Genomic DNA, 22,760 nt, shown 5'->3' with positions numbered 1-22,760 from the left:
ACTTATGGCAACACCTAACCGTTGGGCAATCCGCGATGCGGGCATCGCAACTTTCTATAGCTTGGCAACCGGCAAACCGGTCACGACGCTTCGCACCTTGAAGACAAGCGGTCTCGAAACGACCGGCGAAACGGTCTATTCCCGGGGCGGCCGGGGCAATCCGAAGCTGATCGGATTTTCGAGCAACCGCGAAGCAAAGCTGACGCTGCAGGACGCAGTATTCGACAACAAGGCATTGGCTATGCTTACCGGCAACAACCTTGTCGAGGGCGCCACAGGCGTCGTTTTCATTGACACGCTGACCGTTAATGCCAACGCAGCGGCGCTCTCCAAGACGCCGATCGGAAGCCTGACGGGCGTATACGAATTGAATGCGGACGGCACCCTGGGCGACGAAGTGAAGCTGGCTGCGGGTACCGCTGCATCGGGCGAATATTCTCTGACCGGCAAGAATCTGTCGTTCTTCAGCGGCGAATTTGCGGACGGACAGAAGCTGGCTGCTTATTATACGGTCACGACCGATGCGACGGCGAAATCCCTCAAGGTAACGTCCGACGCCTTCGGCAAAACGTTCAAGGTCGTGCTGGACTGCGTCGTTCGCGACGAGTACTCGAAGGAGGACTATGCGGCGCAGATTACGGTGCCGAACGCCAAGTTCGAGGACGCCTTTAATCTGGCGATGGCTGCGGAAGGCGACCCGGCCGTTCTGGACCTGAAGCTAGAAGTGCTGAAGGACCCGCTCAGCTCGGACATGTGGTCGATGAAAATTTACGACGAAGGCGATATTGCGTAAGCCGGAATCGCTTATCAACAAAGAAGGAGAGCCCGCCGCTCTTCTTCTTTGTTATTTCCTGCAAGCCGTCGATTCCGATTGCGTAGGGAATGGACGGTTTGCAGCAAATAATTACAACAATAGGGAGCGTGCATGAAAATGACCAAATCCAGACCTCTGTCAATGACAACGGTTCATAGGCAGCATCGGACGCAATACGGCAAAACCAAACGCGTACATCTGAGCAACGGATATTACGTAGACGTTCAGGAGAAGTTCAAGCCGACGGATGGCCAGAAGCTTGTCGTGGATTATCAGCAGGTGCTGCAGCAGATGAAGAAGGAAGGCTTGGACGTGAAGACAGGGCGGGATATGCTGTTCGTTTACTACATGCTTCTGCTCAAGCATTTTACAAGCCTGGGAGACGCGATTCCCGAGAAATTGGATCAAATGATTCTTCTATGCGAGAAGATGCTGGATCTGGGAATCATGGAGGAATTGATCGGCGCGTTTCCGGCGGAAGAGCTGGAGAAGCTGACCTTGCTGCTGCAAAGGGCGGCTGAGGGCAGCCAACTGCTCGCCGAGCACTTGAGGAAGCCGGCCCAGGGGGGGAACCACCAATGAAAATTAAGAACGGGCAAATCGACTTCTATACCCGTTGGCTGCTTAACCAGCTTAAGCTCGCGGGCAAGAAAAATCGCATGCGCATGAAGTTTCTCGAAATCCTCGCGGCCAGGGGCGAAGAGCTCCGCAAGTATCATCTTCAATTGCTCAAGGAGCATTGCAGCCTGGATGAGCAGGGGAATCCTGTAATTGTACAGGCTGAGGGGGAGCAGAGGCGTTACGAGGTCATGGATGAGCTGGCATTCGAGCAAGATTTCCGGGAGCTGCTCGAGGAGGCGTTCACGATTGAGGAGAACGAGGAGAATAAGGAGATGCTGCTTGTCTTAAAGGAATCGATCGAGGAATGCCCGGAAACCTGGGCGGGTGAAGCGGCGATTGAATACGAGCAAATCTGCAAGCTGTTCGACACGATTTACGAGGAGTAGACTGAGGGCTCCTCTTTATTTTGCGAGAAAGGGTGATTGGGGTGGCACAGGATTTAAAGATATTGGTTGCCGCGCAGCTGGATGAGAAGACGACTCTTCAAAATCTAAAGTCGGCAATCAAAAAACTTGAGAAACATCCTACGATGCAAGCGGTGCATCTGAAACTTAACGTGGATCATGATTTAACGGGAATTCTACAAAGCGTAAATGCTAGCGTTATAGACGTAAGGCATTCCTTCTCAACAATTACGGCTATGAACGATGAGTTAAACCAATCCTTGCTTGATACAACGAATCAACTCAGAAGTATAACGGATGAAATAAGCTTGCAAACCCAGGCTGTTGTTCAACGTAATCTCGCGCTTCAGCAGAATCGGAATTTATCCCTAAATGCCGATGTCAGATCAGGCGGCAAAGACGGAGCTTCTGCGTCAGACGCATTTTCTAATGTTGTGGACGACGCAGTGACAAATGTGGGCCTTGCCGTTTCATTGTCGTCGATTCCTACGGGAGCGATAGCTTCAGCCGCAACTGCAGGAATAGCCGGTATTTTATTTACGGGACTGACTATGGGAATCGAGTATCTTATTGACGAAGGGGAGAAGAAACTTCAGCAAGAGCAAGTAATGATTGAATCTAGAATAAAAGCTGCTCGAAATTGGACGTATAACGAAGATAGCATTAGACCTCTTGTTAAAGAATACATCGATCCCAATACTGGGGCGGAGCGACAGTTAGAGATTGCTACCGAATTAAACAAGCTCATGCCGGAGCTTGTTTCTTACGTTGATGAACAAGGGCAGGCGCACCTCAAAAACTCGAGATATTTGGAGCAAGAGCTCAACTATGCCGAGAAGCTAGAGGGGCTTCAGAAACCACAACGGGAAAAGCAAACCACAGATCAGTTTAAGAGTTATGTAAAAGAGATGGAAAGCAACGAGAGGAAATTAGAGAAAACCAGAACGGAGAAGGATATTGGCGGATATGCAGTATCTGCGGGCATACAAAGCAGATTTGTCAAGAACTCCGGTTTTCAACAGAATCAGCTTGATATTCAAGAGGCAGACTTTGTAAACAAAGTAGAGAATTCCAAACGCTTAATACGCGAATATATCGAGCAAGTTTCCTTAGAAACTTTAAAAATAAACGATATCGATATCAGCGGCCATTTGGCAGACGAACTTGATACAATTGCTCATTCCTTAGATATTTCCAATCTGGATGAAACTCAATTAAAGGAAAAAACAGATCAACTCGCGGCGTTCTTTCAAACCTTGAGTACAGCCGGGGAGCACAATGATCTGGATTTGACAGGCACCTTCGATCAATTGTACTCCTTGGGGGCGGAACTGGGCATCGGTAAGTCAAAAGTGGATGATTTGATCGTCTCCTTTTATGAGCTTTCACTGGAACAACGTTTAGGTGTCAGTTCAGCTATAGATTTCGAGAATAGTCAGAAAATGATTCGGCAAACGGTGCAAGAATTGGAAGGAGGTCTTAAGCCGTTAAATCAGGCCTTTCGAGATATTTCTCAAGGAAAATCATTGTCTGCGGAAGCTATGAAAAATCTGATCGTGCTATATCCCCAGCTATCCACTCACATTAAGCAAACAACAGACGGCTGGACCATAGAGGAGGGCGTTCTTAAAAATCTTCAAAAAACGGAGAATGAACGCATCCAAAAAAAACTAACGGACGAAAAGAATGCTGCTTCGGAGACAGTAAATGCAACAAAAGAACGAATTACAGCTTACCAAGCAGAACTAAAGGCTCTTCAGATTTATAACGGCGCCAAGAACGGCAAGAAAAACCCCGTTAAGTTTGATCCATATAAGCCCTATGGGGATTTCTTCCCAAACTATCAAGACATGCTAAAGCCAAAATCCTTTTTAGATAACTACAATAACCCCCAAAACTTAGAAAAAAACGCAGAAAGTACAGTGCGGGATCGGGAAATTGAGGCTGTAAAAGAAAGAATAAAACAAGAAGAACAAAACTTGAAGGACGATGAGAAGAAGAGGCAATCCAGTGTAGACGCATTGGATGCGATACTCAAAACGATGGGAGATCCCAGTTATGGAGTATCTGGTGCCCCCAAATCGTCGAAGGGTTTTACAGACGCTCCAAAGAATATTAAAGATACAACTCAGGCAGTCATTAACGGTATCAATAAGGAAGCAAAAGCCAGAGCTCAGCTTAATGATCTTACTTCGAGTCGGGTACAAGAGCTTATTAACGAAGGTAAGTATGCTCAAGGTATCGAGAAAACAAATACTCTTATAAGCGACCAACGCAAAGAAATCAAGTTACTTGAAGATGCTAATAAGAGATTGCAAGATATGCAAAAAAAATCAAATAAAAATCCTAAGTATGATAAGGAAAAGTGGTTGGATAACGATGGAGAAGAAACAAAGGTCTTTATAGATCTCTATAATAATTCTTCAAAAGATACCCAAGAACAGCTTCTAAAAGAGCTAGCTGTATGGAAGCTATTGTCTAGTGCGATACAGACTAATGAAGAAAAGCTGACGGAAGTTGGCAAAGCTCTATCCGAGACGGATAATCTCCTAAAGGATACGAAACTAAAGAATACGCAATTGTTCCTTAATAAGCAAAACAATACGTACAAAGGGTATGACGATGCCTTAGCAACGTCACAAAAAACGCAAAAGTTGTTCGTCGAAGGAAGCAAGGAATATCGGGAGGAAGAACAAAAACAGCTTGAAATTTTGGTTCAAAAAAAGAACTTTATTGAAAGTCAAATTCAGTGGACGAACAAACGGCTGAGTCAAGGCAACCTGGAGAAAGAACAGATTAAAGAGCTTAATGAATATCTGGAAGAAAATAAAGATCGGCTGCTGGATGTTTCAATTGCTCAGCAGGAGCTAGTGGATTCATGGAAAAAGTCCGTGACGGACGCCGCCAAGAACACCATGGACGTTCTGGAGAAATATTACGATAAACAAGCTAAGCTTGCACAAGATACGCTGGATAAACAGCTTAATTCATACAGGGATTTAATTACGCAACAGAAACAATTGCTGCGTGAACAAAGCGCAGCGGAAGATTACGATTCTCAGAGAGGTAAGCTCAAGAATGAAGCGCAGGAGATTCAGAATCGGATAAATGAGCTGGCTTTGGATACGTCTCAGGAAGGCAATTTTAAGAGAGTACAAGCGGAGAAAGAACTTGCACACAAGCTGGAAGAAATCCGCGAAATGGAACTGGATCGCACGCGCGAACTGCGCGACCAGAACTATGACGAGATGCTGAAGGTTAAGGAGAAGGAAGTCAAATCAGCCAAAGAGCTTGTAGAAAAGGAATGGCAAGATCGATTATTTGCGGATAAGACCTATTCCGAATTAAGAGAAGCTCTCTTACAGAATAATGCGGATAAGATGCAAAACATACTAGAAACCTTCTCTGGAAACATTCAGGTGTATTTTGATAACATCGGTAAGAGCATTGATATGAATCTTATAGACAAAATGAGCTTAACGGACAGCTTTAACGCGATAAATACCCAAATCAATAAGATTCCAAATAATCCGAATTCCGTTTTTGATCCGAAGAATAACGATGCCATTGTTCTCGAACAAATGAAGAGAAACAAAGAGTTATGGCATACAGATCCTAAGAATAGGGATACGTATTATCAAGATAACCAGGAGCTAGGACGTAGTATCGGTGCTACTTTTAATTCCAAGACGGGCATATGGACGGGGCGCGACGGCAAACCGCTGAATTTTCATAATGGAGGAGTAGTCGGAGTTGAAGGTTCGACTACAAAATCGTGGCTGGAAAGGTTGAAGACCTCTCTAAAGCAAGATGAGGTCTTCTCCATCCTAAGAAAAGGCGAAGTTGTTCTGGACAAGCCGATGAGATTTATTCAGGATTATACTCGTCATATTGTCGGCAGCTTTGCGGGCGCATCGTATCCTTCCATGAATGGGGCAGTAATGCCGGGCCACACCTATGTCACGATACAAAATCTTGAGGTGGCCGGGGGACAGCCAGGGGTAGACGCTTTCTTCGCAGCGTTAGAGAGAGGCAAGAAAACGAGAAGATAATCGGAAAGAGGATCGGTTGCTCCGGTTCTCTTATTCTATTTATGGGGCGGTGAAACCATGGCAATTCGAGATTCAGAATATTTTATTTATAATGGCGTCCGTTCGGATGCCTACGGCATTCTTAATGTGAACATGGACGGGGGGCTGCAAGCCGAGCCTTTCGCCTCCAGCCGATCAATCCGCGAGCAGAGGATTAAAGGCAATGATCGCCCTTATTTTATGGGGATTGATCGAGAGCCTCTGGACTTTACGGTATCGTTCGCTTTTCAAGATAGCTGGGACAATGAGCGGATCGGCGAGGTAGCCAAGTGGCTTCTGTCGCCGCGTTATTATGCGCCGATGATTTTTGCAGGGGACATGGACCGCATCTTCTATTGTTTGTGCGTGGACAGTCCGGAGCTCATCCATAACTGCTTGCGGGAAGGCTACATCCAGCTGCGCTTCCGTTGCGCCGATGCGTTCACGTATACCCCGGTTTACGAGGAGATTGTCGATCTGTCGAATAATTCGATAGACGGCACCACGTATACGTTCAATAATTTGGGGCATGAGGTTTGCAAACCTGAAGTGTCCATATACAAAATCACGAATGGCGACGTGTCTATCGCTAACCTTTCGGACGGAAACGCCGAGATGAAGCTCTTGGGCTTACTCGATCGAGAGACGGTAACTATCGATTGCGATAATCGGACGGTGACCAGCGATATTTCGCTAACCAATCGCTATGGAAGCCTCAGGGGGGATTATCTTGCTCTTCCCGTTCATCATAATCATTTGCGGATCAAGGGCAAGTGCGTAGTGAAATTCAAGTATCAGCTTAAACGGATACAATAGGCAGGTGAAATATGAGCTTTCATGAGAACAAGTACGATGAACCGGCAGAGCCGCGCATGTTTCTTGCAAGACCGAATCGAACGCTTGTAGGGGAAATTCATCATTACTTTGGATTAAGCAGGGATACGAGCCTTGGTAATCCTTCTACGCTAGATTTTCGCGTGCCCTACCAGATATCCAAATTCAACAAGCTGGTCGACAACCCGATTGCGGCTTTGCTGAAGAATAGGTATATCATCAAAATGGTCGATCGCGATTTCGAAGAGTGGTTTATGATTCGTACTCCCGTAGACCACATGGAAGAGGAGTCGGATTTCAAGACCATTACCGCCTATAGCATGGAAATCGAATTGCAGGACAAACGCCTGATGAACTACAACGTCACGAGCCGCAACGCCTCGCAGATTTTGCAGGATGTTCTGTCCCAGACGATCTGGAGCATTGGGACAGTTCTGGCCGAGTTCGATCTTAAGTATCGATCTCTCGATATCACGAGCAGCAGTGTGCTGGATGCCATCTATGAGCTTGCCAAGACATTCGATGCGCTGGTTACCTTCGATACCGTCAACCGTAAAGTCAGCCTCGTGCAATTTGACAAATACGGCGTGGAAGACGGCTTTGAAGCCAGTTACGGCGTGCTGTTGAAGCATGCAAAAAAGGTCGACAGCGATGAGGAATTCTATACGAGATTCGTTGGGGTCGGCGAGAACGGGCTGGGTATCCAGAGAGAAAACGTAACCGGACAAGCGTACCTTGAAGATTACAGCTACTTCATGTATCCATTTGAACGGGATGCGAACCGTCAAGTGGTGAGTCACTCCGAATATATGAGCGATGAGCTGTGCCACGCTCTGTTAGACTACCGTGCTGTAGTGGACTCTTACAAAGGCAGCTTTCAGGGGTATTTGTCTAGCCTGGCCGCGCAACAGACAACCTTGTCGACGCAGAAGGATCGTCTGGATGAGCTCGATAAGGAGCTGAGAATCATCGAGGATCAGCTTTCGATTGCGAACTCGGCTCAGGAGACCGCTAAGGCGGCGGGGTTAGCACAGCAGAGAGCGGCTAAGCTTGCCCTTATTCAGGCGCAGAATAATGCGATTAATTCAACCGAAGCTGCGATCAAGGTAACCGGAAATCAGATTCGAGCCCTTCAGCAGCAAATGAGTATTGAGTCCAATTTTACCCCGGAGCTGATTGTCGAGTGGAATCCCTACATTATTGAAGGGAGGTACGAGAACACCTATATTACGGATGTCCGGCAGTTGCTGGAAAGCACGATTGCGGAATTCGACAAGGTCAAGCAGCCCAAAATTCTCGTCGAGATCGGGATCGTTAATTTCTACAAGTGCTTGACCGAGACGAACCGAAGATTACGGCTCGGAGATATCATCAAGATTACGAATACGGCTGTCGGAATTAACGTGAAAGCCAAAGTCATCGGCATGAGATTCGATTACGATTCCGACGATATCTCGCTCACGATCAGTAATGTTCAGGAGCTGTTAACGGACAAGGCGAGAGCGCTAAGGGATTTGTACAAGGCCACGACGACATCGGGCACGGTTACAAGCAACCTGTACAAGTGGAATACGGCTTCGACAGACGTTAACGAGGTTCAGTCGGTGCTAAACGGAGTATGGGATGCGGCGGCCAGAGAGATTCTGGCGTCCGGCAACGAAAGCGTTGAAATCTCTCGTAAAGGCATCATTACGAAAGACTTGGAGGACCCTCAGAAATATGTGGTCATGCAGCACGGCCAAATCGCGCTTACCGACGACGGCGGCAACTCGTGGAAATCCGTACTTAATGCTCAAGGATTGTATGCCCAGAGGCTGTACGGCCAAATCCTTGCCGGTCAGAACCTCCAGATTACGAATCCCGCGGGGTCCGTTGTCATTAATGAGAATGGGCTGAGGGTGACGAATATGACGTTGACTTTAGTCAATTCGGCGGTTAACTCCCAGGTGCTTATTAATCCAAATGACGGATTCAAGGTACAGAAAAACACAGGAACAACAACCGCTCCTGTGTGGGCGAATCAAATTTCTCTTGATAGTAGCGGAAATGCTTTGTTTGGCGGCATTCTGAGTATTGGTAAAGATAACAATATTGTAAAAGCGGATGGAAGCACGGGCCTATGGGTTGGTCATGCTAGCTATGGAAGCGCTCCGTTTAGGGTGGACCTGGGCGGTAGAGTCACTGCTTCTAATGTTGCTTTGACTGGCGGTTCTATAGGTTGGGGAAACTTTAACGTAAGTAGCACGGGTATAGTAACTGCTACTGGTGCTAACATTAGTGGTAATATTATGGCTAATGCTTTAGTTGCTGGCGCCTTTATTCAAGCTCCTAATATTAGTGGTGGGACAATTACAGGAGCAACTATTCAAACAAAAAACCTCGGAAGTTATCCGAGGGCGGCAATAAGTGTAGCGGATAGTTACTTTGAGGTTTCTACGAGTATCTATGATTATATTAAAGTTAACTCAATTGGGGATGAGGGAAGGCCTGGAATTCGTTTTGGAAGTGGTTCGGTAAACAATGTAGCATGGATTTCGTATTATAATACAAACTTAGAAATTGGCGCTAGTAATGATCTCACAAGAGGTACAGGAATAAGAATGTTTGCAAAGAAAGATATTTTCCTCGCTGGGGATGAGGAAATTAGATTTGTTACAGGTAGTCTTAATTGGGGAAACCAAGCTATTGCAACACAAGAGTGGGTGCTGAATAATGTAATTTCTAAATGGGGATAAAATAATTTTAACTAATGTTTAATGAGATTATTTTTTTCGAAGTTCACTGTATACCGTGTGAACTTTGAAAGATATGCTTCTGTGTAGAACTGAAGTAAAAACTTCTTAGAGTAATATGTTCTACCCGTTTCTTTATAATAAAAAGAGTCATATTTTTCTATTGTGTATTCTTTTTCATTGAAACTCGCAACTATAATTCCGTCTTTAACTCTTGTATGAAATAACTCTACTTCATCTTTTGTAACTTGTAATGATAATTCAACACTATCAATGAAAATAATATCATTTTGTGTGTTGCTTTGTGAGTTGTTCTGATTTCCGGTATTAGTAGGTTGAGTAGTCGATGAATTGTTTGGAGCTTCAGTAACAATATTAATATTACTCCCATTCAACTCTATCTTCCCATTGACAGCTTCGGCAGCCTTTCTCAATGGGAGATAGGTTGTATTGTTGTACGTGATTGCGGATGCATCTAATGGCTTGCCATTAACGGACACTTTAATGTCTGGACGCAGCTTGGCTTTGATGGTTTTAATGGCCTCTGCTCCATAAGCTGATCCTGCGGTAGCGAAAATGGCTCCCGCAAGAAAAACAGAAGTGTATTTCGAAACTGATTTTAATTTGTTTTTCACTATTTGTCCCCCTCTTTAATTTGAATCTTTAGGTTAGATTTTACCGTAATCTTCAAGAACTTGGAATAGGAAAGCGAGACTACAGGAGGTGATGAAGTATCGCTTTAATTACTTATAGTGGAGCAACAAATAATCAAATAGCAGTTGTTGTTTCGCATAACGGCAGTAGCGTAGATGAATATAAGCTTTTTGTAGACGGTTCCCTTAAGTTTAATGAGAAATTTACAGCTACAACAACTCATAGCACAACCAAGTATGTCACGGGCTTATCGCCAAGTACAAGCTATTTATTTTCCCTATACTACTATAGGAATGGCGTTCAAATAGCTGTAGCGGAGCAGAAGCGATTTTCTACTTTCGCCCCACCGGTACCCGATCCACTGTCTGGATTAAACGTTACTGTTTCGGGAAATGCACCGAACGCATCCGTCACTGCAACCTGGAATGCTTCAAGCGGGGCGACCGCTTATGACTGGTCCTCTTCGGTTGGACAAAGCGGTTCTGTAACGACGACAAGCAAATCAATTACGGTAGCAAGCACTGGAACATTCACTTTTACTGTCTACCCGAGAAATTCAACAGGTCAAGGCTCTGGAAGCAGTAAATCATATACGGTTACTCCTCTTCCGGCGCCTGACCCATTAACAGGCCTTAGTATTTCTGTGTCCGGTTCGGCACCTAATGCATCTGTGACTGCATATTGGAACGCTTCGAGCGGAGCATCGCAGTATAACTGGTCAACGACGGCTTCTACGGCGGATGGCGTTGTGAATGGTGCAGTAACCGGATTAAGTAAAACCATCACTGTCAAATCTGCCGGAACCTATAATTTTACTGTTTATCCCAATAATTCATCCGGCAATGGGGCAGGCAGCAGCAAAGCCTTTACAGTAGACACGCCTGTTCCTAATGCCCCCACTATCGAAGCAAGAATCGAAGGCGGTTTTCAAGTATCTTGGAATTCTATTCCTAATGTTACGATGTATCAGCTTGAATACAAGCCTCACGTCAATTCAGTATGGAATACGCTGACAACATCAGCCTCGACAGCAAGCTTAAGCCTTGGGCAATGGGGGCTTGATTATGACCTAAGAGTCAGGGCAAGCTTGAACGCCGGGTCGACGTATGGAAACTGGTCGTCCACGACCATTGCACTTACTAATCCCAAAAAGCCGACTTTGTCAGGTGTCTATAATAGCGGCAGTTCGACTGTAACATTAACCGTTGGCGGATTAAGCGGATCGGATTCACGCTTCGACATTGTGCTTGTGGAAATGAAAAGGCGTTCTGACAATGCTTTGATTGAGACAAAATCAACAACTGTGAACGGTGGACAGGTTCAATTTGCGCAGTATACAAGCTCTCAGATTAAACTCTACTATTTTAGAGCCTACTCAAGGAAAGAGAGTTTATACGGTGCAGGAACTGTATATTCACTTGGTTATTCGGAGGAGGTGGCTTTTTCTCGGCCTAATAATTTCTCCTGGTCGCATGCTGGAATTCATCCTGTAACCAATGCTATTGTTTCCGGGCCACTCAAGATACAAGGTTACGGATTCTATGCCACTGCGGCTGAGTGGAATAGTCTTATCTCAAGAGTTCTTGAGTTCAGAGAGTATAAAGGACTAGGTGGTTTTTCATACAATTCGGCCGTTCAAGGTGAGCCACCTAGAGCAGCCCAATTCAAGCAAGTTAGAAACGCAATAGCAGCTATGAACAGTTCAGGCCTTCCAGCTGAGAAAAACGCGGGAGATCCGATAACTGCTGCGGATTTCAATGCTTTGGTTTCCTGCCTAAATGCCATCAACTGAACAACTAATTTTCATAGCCATTACGGCTTTTTTTATTTTAAAAGGAGGATTTTTATGGCTTCATTGGATTATACGCTGAGCACATTAACGAAATATCGCGCAGGTACGGCAAGCGATCCCTATATCCCTATCAGTGAATCGAAACAGGTTAACAACCAGCAGATTGTTCTCTCGGAAATCCCTGTTCGCTTGAACAGAGTAAAAATCGAGGGATACGTAGAGCACCGCAAGGTTCCTCTGCAGGGACTTCCGCCGACAGGGTTTATCGTGGATTATAACGAGGCGATGGTCACATTCTCTCCTGAACGAGAAGGAGAAACTGTAGTTGTCAATTATATGGGACGCGGAAATCATTTTGTTAGCAGCCGACGTGTTTGGACAAAACGTTCAGGGGATGACGTGGTCGAGACGCTGCAGGACATTGTCGACAAAGGGGATATCGCGCTGGGGCACCTTGAAGAGGTTGGTCAAGCGCTTGAAGATGCGCAAACAGCTATCCTTGCTGCAAATCAAGCCATTCAAGATGCCGGCAATCTCAATGAGAGCATCCAGTCGGATGAGGCGATTCGGGAACAAAATGAAGCGGCTCGTGAAGCGCATAAAGACTCTTGGTCCTTCAAGGGACAATACAGTCCGGCTACGTTTTATCAGATCAATAATCAGGTTTGCTACAAAGGTGCTACCTATATCGCTATTCAGGATTGTATTAATAAAGCTCCTGATACGGAATCGACTTATTGGTCGGTATTTGCCCAGAGAGGTGAACCGGGTAAGCAAGGCATTCAAGGCATCCAAGGAACTTCAGGGGAGAAAGGCGACCAAGGCGATCAGGGCGACAAAGGGGAGAAAGGCGACAAAGGTGATCCCGGCGAGAAGGGAGAACACGGAGATACGGGAGCACCTGGAGAGCAAGGTATTCAAGGTGTACAAGGCGTGCAGGGGGACAGAGGCGAAAAAGGCGACCAAGGAGACCAAGGGATTCAAGGCTTGCAAGGCGAGAAAGGAGACAAGGGTGACGATGTCCGTTGGAAAGGCGAATACTCTCCTGCGGCAGCCTACCTTCCAAGGGACCTTGTGGAATACAACGGCTCTTCCTATATTTGTGTTCAGGAGAGCTTGAACGAGCTTCCCACGAATTTAGCTTACTGGAATCTGTTTGCCAGAAGAGGGGTTGACGGTACCGGAAGTTTATCGGAGATTCTATCCTCGAATGGCGATTTAATTGTTTCGAATCCGACGACAAATGCCGATTTATCCATTTCTCCTTCTCTAAAAGCAGAGTGGAGCGGAAAACAGGATGCTCTTGGATTTACGCCTGAAAATACGACGAATAAAAACGAACCTAATGGATATGCAGGTCTTGATGATAATGGGAAGGTTCCGACAGCACACCTGCCTCCTATTGCTTCCGACTGGTCTGAAATTTCCGGCAAACCGGAAGAGCTTGAATTTCTTGAAGGCGTGACAAGTTCAATTCAAGCTCAGTTAGATGCAAAGACTCAGGTTGTTTTTCCCGGAGAAGGAATAAACTCTACGATTCAGGGAACTAACACTAGGGCCACAGGGAATAGTTCACAAGCACAAGGAAGGGATACACTAGCGATTGGATCAGCCTCTCGCGCGGAAGGAAGATACACTTTTGCAAGTGGTGGCTCTGCATATGCAATAACAAGTACTGACAATAACACTAAAACGATCACTCTGGATAGACCAACTACCCATTCTAGATTATTTATCAAAACACAAAACTCAGTACCCATTGAAGTTAAAGTACTTTCAATTGATGGTCTGAATGTTAAGTTGGATACTACAGAATATGTAGGCTCACATTGGCTTTTTGCTGTCACCACGCCACTCGGAAATGGCTGTGCTTACGCAGGAGGATGGGATACACTTGCAGGAGGTCTATATTCGCATGTGTATGGACGATGGTCTGCAGCATTAGGTACATCGTCTCAAGCACAGAATGAAGGAACAATTGCAAAAGGCTATGCACAAACGGCAATGGGAAAGTATAACGTTCCCCAAAGCAATGACGGGACAATAAGCCCGACTGACCTTGCCCTTATTGTGGGAAATGGAACAAATACAGAGAGATCCAATGCAATGACCTTGGCGTGGAACGGCGACCTATGGACTGCTGGAGAAATTGTGGATGGAAACGGAAATAAATTATCAGAAAAACAAGATGATCTTGGATATACGCCTGAGAATACTGTTCAAAAAAACCAACCCAATGGATATGCAGGGTTAGATGAAGATGGGAAAGTTCTTGCAACTCAATTGTCGCTGGCAACGCAGATTGAAGCCGAAGAAGGTACTACAACAGAAAAGCTTATGACTCCGCAACGGGTTTCACAGGCAATTAGCGCCCTAGCAAAATCTATACGTTCATCGACACTTGTAATAGCTGCATCGAATAGTTCACAGAAGTCTAAAGATGGAGCAGACTTGGTTTGTACAGGGACGAACGATGGAGCAGCCATAAATACTTTGATTGCTACGATGACATCAGGGAAGATACTTCTAATGGAAGGAGATTACTTTATTGGTTCCACAGCCATAACTGCAAAGTCTAATGTGACAATTGAGGGAATGGGGATGAACGCAACTAAAATTACAGGCGTGAACCTCTCCGGCTATTTAAACTCAGGTATGATTAACGGAACTGGAGTGTCAGATTTCCATGTTCGTAACCTTTCTTTATCTGGAGATAGCCCTATGAGTAGTAAACTTGCAGGTGGTATTAGCCTTACAAATTCAATGAACTGCACTATCGTAAACGTAGGCATTGTTTCGTTGTCTATGCGAGGCATAATGTTAGAGGGTTGCCGGAAATGTTTAATAAGCGGCTGTCATATTAATGGAGTTGGGGCGTGGCAGTTAAGTATACAATCTGGCGCTTACCCAATAGGGATTCATGTTTTGGGGACATCATTCGATACAATAATCAGCAATAACATTATAAGCAGTATAGTGTCTACTGGATACGGTGTTGGACATGGAATTTCTGTAACTGGAACCAACCACATAATAACTGGGAATAGAATAACTGACTGTATAGACCCTGGGGCTGTGGCTGGAGTAGGGATAGGCGTAGCCTTGGACGGAGCAAAGCATATTTTTAGTAATAACTCTATCATTGGGTATAACACAAATGCGATGACTGTAAACGGAACGGAACACAGTATTCAGAACAACATCATGAGAATGTCGCCAGTTTCTAGTGCAGGAATGGGCACACCAGCCTATGGAATATCTATATCGTCAACCGCCACAAGAAACATAATCGCAAACAACGATTTGTATCAAAGCGGCGGAACTAAAGAAATGAATAATTTAAGCGCAACATCTCTCATATTTAACAATCGTCTTAACGATGGAAGCTTAGGTTTACCGAACGATTATGTGCGTTTGTCAGGGTATGGTACAACTGGCGGTTCAGGAAATGACTTTACGCTTAATCTAGACCCTGCTCCTATTAGTTATGTTGACGGTATGTGTATATCGTTTAAAGCAAATCGCGCAAATACGGGTGGCAGTAATATGAATATCAACGGTTTGGGCAATAAAGCTTTGCTAGATTCTAATGCGGCTGCGCTTGCGTCTAATGCAATAAAAAATGGGTCAATTTATACATTCCGTTATAATGGAACAGGTTTCATTATGCAGTAAAGTCAATGCAATTGATAAGAGTTAGTAAGCCCATAGGGAGGCCCGCCATGTCCCAACCCGTACACGAAGTCATTATCGATCTTCTCATCAGCTACAGCACCAAGGAGGAGAGGCCTTCCGCCACGGAGATTCTGTCTGTCGAAAATGCGCTGCCGTATGTGGAGGACCATCTGGAGAAGTCTGTATATGACTCTTATGTAGACTGGGTCAATCGCTGCAAGCAGCGCCATGACGGACATTTCTAGGCGGGAATGCAAGCGGACGAAACGGCCCTGAGCGTGACTCCAACAAACGTTGTGTCAAAATTGTTACGTTGTGAAACATGTCACATTCGTCTGCCCCTTCTCGTATTATGATGATCCTGATCATGATGTTATCGATGAAGGGAGCAGGTCTAGATGAAAAAATGGATCATGTTGAGCAGCTTGTTGTTGGCGGCAATGCTGCTGGCTGCGGGCTGCGGCGGAGGCAAGAACAATAAGGAAGAGTCCAGCGCGTCGCCATCGGCGGCAGCGGGCGGCGCGGCTAAGGCAGTCACGATAGATGCCACGAACTTCAAGTTCGAACCGGGCGAGATCAAGGTGAAGCAGGGGGAAGAGGTCAGCATCACTCTGAAGAACAGCCAAGGCAACCACGCCCTGAAGGTAGAAGGCTATGATAAAGAAGTGAAAGGCAATGCTACGGTGACGTTCGTTGCGGATAAGACGGGTGAGTTCAAGTTTATTTGCTCGATCTTCTGCGGCAAAGGCCACGAAGAAATGATCGGCAAGCTGATTGTAGAATAAGCATGATCCACAAGCCCCTCGGCGATGTTGCCGGGGGGCTTTTTTTGCGCGAATCCTGTCTGACGCATCCCGAGCAAGACAGCCTCGCCCACTGCGAAATTCCCGGCCGTTCGCTTTCCCAGCCGCCGACTTGACAACGGAGTTTTTTTCTATCCTCATGTAACAAATCGTCCACATCAGCCGAACTTTCCCGTGACAATTGTCACAGTGCGACAGGCCGCAAGCCCTTACAATGAAAGCAACTTAAGGACAGGAGGAACTCGGAATGTGCGATGACCGGTCGGCGTCAAAGCCGCACGAACAAAGTTCTGCCCCCAAGGAGAAGGAGCAATCGCTCAAGGGGACTTTCGCATCCGTCATGCTGCTTGGAGCCTTTTTGGCGATTACTTGGATCGGGGTTTTCATTTTATTCGTAGCACGTGACTAGAGAGGGGTAGAAGTCAATATGCATATGCACCGGCTAGAGAAAGTATGGCTAAGCATCGGGGTGTCCATGCTGGCTGTGTTTTTGCTCGTGTTGGGGATTATGACCTTCGGAAGAGGGATCGCGCCGCCCAACGAGCACATCCACCACATCGATCCGACCAAGGTGAGCGAGACGCCGCCGTTCGACAAGCCGCAAATTACAAAAATCGGGGAAAACACCTATAAAGCGGTCATGGTCGCCTACGCATTCGGATACGATCCTATGCCAATGGAGGTTCCGGCGGGGTCGACGGTGCACTTCGAGATTACGTCCTCCGACGTCGTTCACGGCTTCGAGATTCCGGGGACGAACGTTAACGTCATGGTGACGCCGGGCGAGATCAGCCACGTCTCCCATACGTTCGACAAACCCGGCGAGTACTTGATCCTCTGCAACGAATATTGCGGGATCGCCCACGAAATGATGAAAACCACCCTCGTGGTGAAATAGGAGGCCGTGTCTCATGACTGAATCCAAACTCTCGACATTCGACCGCCAGGACGGCCGACTGGTCATCGCCCACATTCTCTTCGCCTTCGGCGCGCTGCTGATCGGCGGGATCGCAGGCATGCTTCAAGGGATGGTCAAGGGCGGGACGATCACCTTACCCGCCAATATCGGCTACTACGAGCTGTTAACCGCCCACGGGGTGTTGATGGCGCTTATCTTCACCACCTATTTTATCGTCGGGTTTCTATACTCCGGCGTGTCGCAGACATTAGGAGGCAAACTGCTTCCTCTGGCCAGGAAGCTAGGCTGGATCGGATACATCCTGATGTCCATAGGTACCGTCATCGGCGTAATCGTCATCCTGCTGGGCAAGGCGAGCGTACTCTATACGTTCTACGCCCCGATGAAGGCCTCCCCGTACTTCTACATCGCGCTGGCGCTTGTCGTCATCGGCAGCTGGCTGAGCGGATTCGGCATCTTCTATCAATACCGCCATTGGAGAAAGAACAACTCCGGCAAGCTCTCTCCGCTGTTCGCTTATATGTCGGTTATTACGATGCTGCTCTGGCAGATCGCAACAATCGGCGTAGCGCTTGAGGTTGTCGTGCAGCTTATTCCATGGTCCTTCGGCTGGGTAGATACGATTAACGTCGTGCTCAGCAGAACGCTGTTCTGGTTTTTCGGTCATCCGTTGGTTTACTTCTGGCTGCTTCCTGCCTATATTTGCTGGTACGTGATTATTCCGAAGATTATCGGCGGCAAAATTTTCAGCGATTCGCTGGCCCGGATGTCCTTTATTCTATTCCTGCTCTTCTCGATTCCGGTCGGCTTCCACCACCAATTGATGGAGCCGGGCATCAGCCACTTCTGGAAATACCTCCAAGTGGTCTTGACCTTCATGGTCGTTATTCCTTCGTTGATGACCGCCTTCTCCCTGTTCGCGACCTTCGAGCTGTACGGCAGATCGAAAGGGACGAAAGGACTGTTCGGTTGGGTTAAGGTGCTGCCTTGGAAGGACGTACGCTTCTTCGCTCCGTTCATGGGGATGCTGATCTTCATCCCGGCTGGCGCGGGCGGCCTTATCAATGCAAGTAACCAGATGAATGCCGTCGTTCACAACACCTTGTGGGTTACGGGCCACTTCCATCTTACCGTGGCGACGAGCGTCGCGCTTACCTTCTTCGGTATCGTCTACTGGCTCATTCCCGTCGTGACGGGAAGAACTCTGACGCCAAAGATGAACAGGCTCGGCATCATTCAAACGCTCATCTGGTGCGTCGGCATGTTCCTGATGTCCGGCTCGATGCACACGGTAGGCTTGCTCGGCTCTCCGCGACGCACCGCCTACAACACGTATGACGATCATCCCGACGCCATTATGTGGATTCCGTATCACGTAGCCATGGCAATTGGAGGCATCATCCTGTTCATTGGCGTCATCCTCATTATCTACAACATCATTTCCTTAATGCGCGCTCCGAAAGGGGAAACGCAATATCCGATCGGCGAGGTGTCCGACGCTTCGGAGCCGACGCCGAAGTTTCTGGAAAATTGGAAGCTGTGGATTACGATTGCCGTTATTCTGATCGTCATCGCGTACACGATTCCATTCATCGACCTGATCGGCAACACGACGCCGGGGTCGCCTGGATACGTGACCTGGTAATACGGATTTAATGAAAGCGAGCCTGCCTCCCTAGCCTATCAAGGCTTAGGAGAGCAGGCTTTTTTTGACGATTCAGACCTTATAAGTTTCGCGCTTATTCATACCAGTATCGTCTCCGCGAAGCTTCTCCGGCTGTTTTTGCATGTGAGGCCGAAACCCCTTGACGGGCCATAGCCAATCGGATGTACAATGTCCGAAGGAGTATACGGGAGGTGCGGGAATGGGCAAAACGGCGTGCGTAACGGGAGCGGATTACGGATTGGGCATGGAGCTGGCTGCCGGGCTGTTGGCTCGGAATTACGAGGTATTCGCAGGCCGATATGAGCCGACGGACGGGAAGGGACTGACGGAGCTGAAAGCCCGCTATGGGGGGCGTCTGTCGACCGTTCGAATGGATGTCGGGGACGATGCGAGCGTGGCCGAGGCCGCGAGATGGATCGGCGAGCGGACGAACGGGATCGATCTGCTTATTAACAATGCCGCCAGGCTGGGAGATATCGAGCAGACGCTGTTCGGGACGCCGCGCTTTCAGGAAATGCTGGACGTCTACAATGTGAACGCTGTCGGAGCGCTCAGAGTGACGCACGCTTTGATTCCTCTGCTGCTGCGCTCCCAGGACAAGCTGCTGCTGAACATTTCCTCCGAGGCGGGAAGCATCGGGGACTGCTTTCGAACGAACTGGTTCGCGTACGCGATGTCCAAGGCCGCGCTTAATATGCAAACCGCTTTGCTCCATAACGAGCTCCGGCCGCGCGGAGCAACGGTTCTGTCCGTACACCCCGGCCATGTGGCTACCTATATGCAGGGCAAGCTGGACGAGGCGGCGGCCTATACGGCTGCAGAAGCCGCCTCGCATATTCTGAGGCTGGCGGAGCAATTCGAGCAGCAGGCCCCCGATACGCCTGCGTTCGTCGACCTGCTGGGCAATCGGCTTCCGTGGTAAGCGGCAAGTGAGCAAGAAAGCACATGAAAACGACAACTCCGTTGGTTTACAAGCACGCGAAAATGATTGAAGATGGGTTCATTACATCCTAATAAGCGCTTTCTTAAGGAGAGGACAACTTGCAGACCGCCACGATGAACAGGAGCGATTCCCCCTCCTATGGAATTGAGCCTTTGCTGAACGACGATTCGTTGACCGACCGTAAGCCCCTTCGTTTGCTCTTTCTGCTGTATCGCCAGCATTGGAGCAAGCTGCTGCTGTCGGTCTTGTTTTTCCTAATTAAGCATTCCCCGGTCTATATTTTGCCCATTGTAACGGCGAATTTGATCAATATGGCGGCCTCCCCCGACAAGTACGGGATGGCTTCTCTGTGGTGGAACATCGCGATTCTGGCCGTCGTCATCGCCCAGAACATTCCGACGCAGGTGCTGCATATTTCGTACATGAGCAAGGCGATTCGTTTCGTCGAAGCGGGACTGCGAAGCACGCTCGTGCGCAAACTGCAAAGGCTGTCCATGTCGGCGCACGGGGAGCTCGCGGCGGGCAAGCTGCAGGCGAAGGTGCTTCGGGACGTCGAGGCGATCGAATTTCTGTCGAAGCAATTTATGCTGTCCGTTATCCCGGCCATTCTCAGCGTAATCGTCGCGATTGGCATCACCTCGTCCCGGAACCTGTCGGTCATGGCTTTTTTCGCCTTGACGATTCCGACGGCTCTGTTCGTCGTGACTGCCTTCCGCAAAAAAATCCAACAATCGAATATGGAGTTCCGCAAGCAGATTGAGACGATGTCGGGTCAGGTGTCCGAGATGGTCGGGATGATGCCGGTGACGAGAGCGCACGGACTGGAGCAGACCGAGATCACGAAGATCGACAGCACCTTGAGCCGCCTGCGCAAAAAAGGGTATCGGCTGGATATCATTGAAGCTTACTTCGGCTCGTCGGCTTGGGTCACGTTCCAGCTATTTCAGGTATTATGTCTCGGCTTTACGATCTGGCTGGCTTTCGAGGGCCGCATTCCCGTCGGCGACGTCGTGCTGTATCAATCGTTCTTCACGATGATTCTGAACTCGATCTCGCAGCTCATTAACGTCTATCCGAACATCGCCAAAGGCTTCGAATCGATCTACTCCGTTACTGAAATTCTGCTGTCGAAGGATTTGGAGGCCTATCAGGGCAAGCGGAAGGTGGATACGGTCGCCGGACGCTTCCAGTTCGAGCGTGTCCGGTTCGGGTATCCGAATTCGGATCGCCACGTGTTGTCCGACTTTCAGCTCGACGTTAAGGCCGGGGAGAGCATCGCGCTGGTGGGCGCTTCCGGCGCAGGCAAATCGACGGTGCTTAATCTCGTGATCGGCTTCAACCGACCGGTCGAGGGACGGGTTCTTATTGACGGCATAGCGATGGATGAGCTGGATATGACCTCTTATCGCAAGCATATCGCAGTCGTGCATCAGAGCACGGTCCTGTTCTCGGGAACGATCCGGGAAAATATTACCTACGGGCTGCCGACGGTCAGCGAGGAGCAATTGCTGGAGGTTGTCCGCATGACGCACCTGGAGGACGTGATCGCACAGCTGCCGGACGGTCTGGATACGAAGGTCGGGGAGCATGGTAGCCGATTGTCCGGCGGGCAGAAGCAGCGGATCGCCATCGCGCGCGCGCTGATCCGCAATCCGAAGGTGATATTGCTGGACGAAGCGACTTCCGCGCTGGATAACGAATCCGAGTTCTATATCCAGCAGGCGATGAAGAAGCTTACGGAGGGCCGGACGACATTTATCGTCGCGCATCGGCTTTCTACGATCCGCGATGCCGACCGCATCGTCGTCATGAAGCAGGGCCAGTGCGTCGAGATCGGCACCTACGAGGAACTGATGGCGCGAAAGGGAGAATTCTATCAGCTGAAAAAGCTGCAGAATTAAAGGGCTTTTGGAGTTTATGTCGAATTTGGGGGGAGCAGGGATGGATCCCTGAACCTATTGAAGGAGGAACGAGTCACATGTCAGATAAGGAGCACAATCAGCCTGATCTACATAAAAGAGAAGGAACAGAACCGGGAGAAGCGCAGGCAGCCCCCTCCGCCGAGCCGTCTCCGCAGCCGCCCTACACAGGAGCCGCCGGATCGGGTCAGAGCCCGTCTTCGGTATCGTCTGCAATGGCAGGCGTGGAGTCCGGCAAGCTGATCGACCTGCTGCGCAATCCGTCGTCGGCGTTGAATCTGCAGCCGCAGAAGGATTGGATGTACGGCGCGATCGGCGCCATCGTTGGCGTCATCGGCTTTTTCTTCTGGATCTGGTGCTTCCAGGAGGCGATCAAGCAGAAGCTGTTCAGCGTTCTGGGCAATTTGTTTCTGTACAGCATTCTGGGTATGGCCACGCCGGGCAAATACTTCCTCATCGGCTTGTTTTCCGTCGTGCTGCTCGTGGGCACGCTGACGGTGCTGGGCAATTGGCAAGGGGCGCGAAAGAGGAACTGGATGGAAGTTGTTACGCTGCAGGGAAGCTCGCAATTGCTCTTCGGAGCGGTATGGATCGTCTCCGGTCTGCTGGCGTTCATGTCCCTTCAGCTTTCGATGCTGCTTGGCGCTGCCGCCTTGCTCATCAATCTGCTGCTCCTTGTGGCGCAGGCTCAGGATTTCCACGAGGTGAGCCGCGAACGCAGGTTCCTGTACATCGTATACGCGATGGGAATCTATATGCTGTTGCTCTTCTTCGTTTATTCTATTATTGTCTAATCCAATGCGTCGAAAAGGGGCTGGCTCAAACCACCATGGCCTAGAGGCCACCACCATGAATGAAAATGTACTAGGCCTGTGAATCTGTGTACTCCATAATGGAGTTGCAGGTCACAGGCC

Annotated in this window: 17 protein-coding genes; 16 read left to right on the top strand and 1 reads right to left on the bottom strand. The window is 48.3% G+C overall.

The annotated features are described in order from the left end of the window. The first annotated feature begins 4 nt into the window (after window positions 1–4). The 6 genes from ACFO1S_RS11695 (at window position 5) to ACFO1S_RS11670 (ending at window position 9,478) form a co-directional block, all read left to right on the top strand. The gene (locus ACFO1S_RS11695; protein ID WP_204604736.1) at window positions 5–793 is read left to right on the top strand and encodes a hypothetical protein; all 789 of its coding nucleotides are present in this window, start codon (window positions 5–7) and stop codon (window positions 791–793) included. A gap of 138 nt (window positions 794–931) precedes the next feature. Continuing rightward, the gene (locus ACFO1S_RS11690; protein WP_204604735.1) at window positions 932–1,396 is read left to right on the top strand and encodes a hypothetical protein; all 465 of its coding nucleotides are present in this window, start codon (window positions 932–934) and stop codon (window positions 1,394–1,396) included. Then, complete coding sequence (locus ACFO1S_RS11685; protein WP_204604734.1) at window positions 1,393–1,821, top strand: hypothetical protein; 429 nt, start codon at window positions 1,393–1,395, stop codon at window positions 1,819–1,821. Before ACFO1S_RS11690 ends, ACFO1S_RS11685 begins: the two co-directional genes overlap by 4 nt. 41 nt (window positions 1,822–1,862) lie before the next feature. Then, window positions 1,863–5,891: a hypothetical protein gene (locus ACFO1S_RS11680; RefSeq protein WP_204604733.1), complete on the top strand. Its 4,029-nt coding sequence runs from the start codon at window positions 1,863–1,865 to the stop codon at window positions 5,889–5,891. A 57-nt stretch (window positions 5,892–5,948) separates the two neighbouring features. Beyond that, window positions 5,949–6,725, top strand: coding sequence for a phage tail domain-containing protein (locus tag ACFO1S_RS11675; protein ID WP_204604732.1), 777 nt, complete (start codon window positions 5,949–5,951; stop codon window positions 6,723–6,725). 11 nt (window positions 6,726–6,736) lie between these two features. Continuing rightward, a complete protein-coding gene (locus tag ACFO1S_RS11670; protein WP_204604731.1) occupies window positions 6,737–9,478 on the top strand; it encodes a phage tail protein in 2,742 nt (913 codons plus the stop codon). Window positions 9,479–9,489: 11 nt separating this feature from the next. Here ACFO1S_RS11670 and ACFO1S_RS11665 read toward each other — a convergent pair whose 3' ends face one another. Further along, on the bottom strand, window positions 9,490–10,110 hold the full coding sequence (locus tag ACFO1S_RS11665) for a stalk domain-containing protein (protein ID WP_204604730.1): 621 nt from the start codon (window positions 10,108–10,110) through the stop codon (window positions 9,490–9,492). 767 nt (window positions 10,111–10,877) lie between these two features. Here ACFO1S_RS11665 and ACFO1S_RS11660 point away from each other — a divergent pair. The 10 genes from ACFO1S_RS11660 to ACFO1S_RS11615 all read left to right on the top strand — a co-directional run bounded on the left by ACFO1S_RS11660 (window position 10,878) and on the right by ACFO1S_RS11615 (window position 22,640). Beyond that, window positions 10,878–11,921, top strand: a complete 1,044-nt coding sequence (locus ACFO1S_RS11660; protein WP_204604729.1) for a hypothetical protein — start codon at window positions 10,878–10,880, stop codon at window positions 11,919–11,921. Between the two features lie 54 nt (window positions 11,922–11,975). Continuing rightward, window positions 11,976–15,596: a hypothetical protein gene (locus ACFO1S_RS11655; RefSeq protein WP_204604728.1), complete on the top strand. Its 3,621-nt coding sequence runs from the start codon at window positions 11,976–11,978 to the stop codon at window positions 15,594–15,596. 47 nt (window positions 15,597–15,643) lie between these two features. After that, the gene (locus tag ACFO1S_RS11650) at window positions 15,644–15,841 is read left to right on the top strand and encodes a hypothetical protein (protein ID WP_204604727.1); all 198 of its coding nucleotides are present in this window, start codon (window positions 15,644–15,646) and stop codon (window positions 15,839–15,841) included. A 153-nt stretch (window positions 15,842–15,994) separates the two neighbouring features. Then, a complete protein-coding gene (locus ACFO1S_RS11645) occupies window positions 15,995–16,381 on the top strand; it encodes a cupredoxin domain-containing protein (RefSeq protein WP_204604726.1) in 387 nt (128 codons plus the stop codon). A gap of 265 nt (window positions 16,382–16,646) precedes the next feature. Continuing rightward, entirely contained in the window at window positions 16,647–16,808 is a 162-nt protein-coding gene (locus ACFO1S_RS11640) for a cytochrome c oxidase subunit 2A (RefSeq protein WP_204604725.1), read from the top strand. 18 nt (window positions 16,809–16,826) lie between these two features. Then, window positions 16,827–17,297 (top strand): cytochrome c oxidase subunit II, encoded by a 471-nt coding sequence (locus ACFO1S_RS11635; protein ID WP_204604724.1) that lies wholly within the window; start codon window positions 16,827–16,829, stop codon window positions 17,295–17,297. A 13-nt stretch (window positions 17,298–17,310) separates the two neighbouring features. After that, a complete protein-coding gene (locus ACFO1S_RS11630) occupies window positions 17,311–18,963 on the top strand; it encodes a b(o/a)3-type cytochrome-c oxidase subunit 1 (protein ID WP_204604723.1) in 1,653 nt (550 codons plus the stop codon). Between the two features lie 220 nt (window positions 18,964–19,183). Continuing rightward, on the top strand, window positions 19,184–19,906 hold the full coding sequence (locus tag ACFO1S_RS11625) for an SDR family NAD(P)-dependent oxidoreductase (protein WP_204604722.1): 723 nt from the start codon (window positions 19,184–19,186) through the stop codon (window positions 19,904–19,906). Window positions 19,907–20,025: 119 nt separating this feature from the next. Then, window positions 20,026–21,828 carry an ABC transporter ATP-binding protein gene (locus tag ACFO1S_RS11620; RefSeq protein WP_378126811.1) on the top strand — a complete coding sequence of 601 codons (1,803 nt, stop codon included), beginning with the start codon at window positions 20,026–20,028 and terminating at the stop codon, window positions 21,826–21,828. Between the two features lie 77 nt (window positions 21,829–21,905). Next, the gene (locus ACFO1S_RS11615; protein WP_204604720.1) at window positions 21,906–22,640 is read left to right on the top strand and encodes a hypothetical protein; all 735 of its coding nucleotides are present in this window, start codon (window positions 21,906–21,908) and stop codon (window positions 22,638–22,640) included. The last annotated feature ends 120 nt before the right edge of the window (window positions 22,641–22,760 follow it).

Origin of the sequence: Cohnella boryungensis, assembly GCF_042651945.1 — a bacterium.
Lineage (GTDB): Bacteria > Bacillota > Bacilli > Paenibacillales > Paenibacillaceae > Cohnella > Cohnella boryungensis.
The sequence above is the reverse complement of the archived record's forward strand: the minus strand, read 5'-3'. Positions and strand labels throughout refer to the sequence as shown.

Excerpts from the sequence above, each read along its gene's own strand:
- ACFO1S_RS11685 (WP_204604734.1), top strand. The coding sequence starts at position 1,393 with ATGAAAATTAAGAACGGGCAAATCGACTTCTATACCCGTTGGCTGCTT.
- ACFO1S_RS11625 (WP_204604722.1), top strand. The coding sequence starts at position 19,184 with ATGGGCAAAACGGCGTGCGTAACGGGAGCGGATTACGGATTGGGCATG.
- ACFO1S_RS11695 (WP_204604736.1), top strand. The coding sequence starts at position 5 with ATGGCAACACCTAACCGTTGGGCAATCCGCGATGCGGGCATCGCAACT.
- ACFO1S_RS11635 (WP_204604724.1), top strand. The coding sequence starts at position 16,827 with ATGCATATGCACCGGCTAGAGAAAGTATGGCTAAGCATCGGGGTGTCC.
- ACFO1S_RS11630 (WP_204604723.1), top strand. The coding sequence starts at position 17,311 with ATGACTGAATCCAAACTCTCGACATTCGACCGCCAGGACGGCCGACTG.
- ACFO1S_RS11645 (WP_204604726.1), top strand. The coding sequence starts at position 15,995 with ATGAAAAAATGGATCATGTTGAGCAGCTTGTTGTTGGCGGCAATGCTG.
- ACFO1S_RS11650 (WP_204604727.1), top strand. The coding sequence starts at position 15,644 with ATGTCCCAACCCGTACACGAAGTCATTATCGATCTTCTCATCAGCTAC.
- ACFO1S_RS11655 (WP_204604728.1), top strand. The coding sequence starts at position 11,976 with ATGGCTTCATTGGATTATACGCTGAGCACATTAACGAAATATCGCGCA.
- ACFO1S_RS11690 (WP_204604735.1), top strand. The coding sequence starts at position 932 with ATGACCAAATCCAGACCTCTGTCAATGACAACGGTTCATAGGCAGCAT.
- ACFO1S_RS11640 (WP_204604725.1), top strand. The coding sequence starts at position 16,647 with ATGTGCGATGACCGGTCGGCGTCAAAGCCGCACGAACAAAGTTCTGCC.
- ACFO1S_RS11615 (WP_204604720.1), top strand. The coding sequence starts at position 21,906 with ATGTCAGATAAGGAGCACAATCAGCCTGATCTACATAAAAGAGAAGGA.
- ACFO1S_RS11675 (WP_204604732.1), top strand. The coding sequence starts at position 5,949 with ATGGCAATTCGAGATTCAGAATATTTTATTTATAATGGCGTCCGTTCG.
- ACFO1S_RS11670 (WP_204604731.1), top strand. The coding sequence starts at position 6,737 with ATGAGCTTTCATGAGAACAAGTACGATGAACCGGCAGAGCCGCGCATG.